1 protein-coding gene is annotated in these 267 nt (G+C 61.0%); it reads left to right on the top strand.

Annotation, left to right across the window (positions count from 1 at the left end; genetic code table 11):
* A partial coding sequence (locus tag FNJ47_RS47005) for a cbb3-type cytochrome c oxidase subunit I (protein WP_175068535.1) occupies positions 1–267 on the top strand: 267 nt, incomplete at both ends.

The following is a 267-nucleotide window of genomic DNA, read 5'->3' as shown; positions in this document are numbered from 1 at the left end:
TGCACAACACGCAGTGGATCACCGGCCATTTCCACCTGATCTTCGGCGGCGCCATCGTCATCATGTATTTCGCCATCGCCTACGATCTGTGGCCGCATCTGACCGGCCGTGCGCTGGACAGTTTTGGGATGATGCGCGCGCAGCTCTGGCTGTGGTTCATCGGCATGATCGTGACCACCTTCCCGTGGCACTATGTCGGCATCCTTGGCATGCCGCGCCGTATGGCGTTCTATGACTATGCCAACCCCGCGATCGCGCCGCAGGCCT

Origin of the sequence: Bradyrhizobium uaiense (assembly GCF_010811875.1) — a bacterium.
Classification (GTDB): Bacteria; Pseudomonadota; Alphaproteobacteria; order Rhizobiales; family Xanthobacteraceae; genus Bradyrhizobium; species Bradyrhizobium uaiense.
This window is presented reverse-complemented; position numbering and strand designations above follow the sequence as displayed.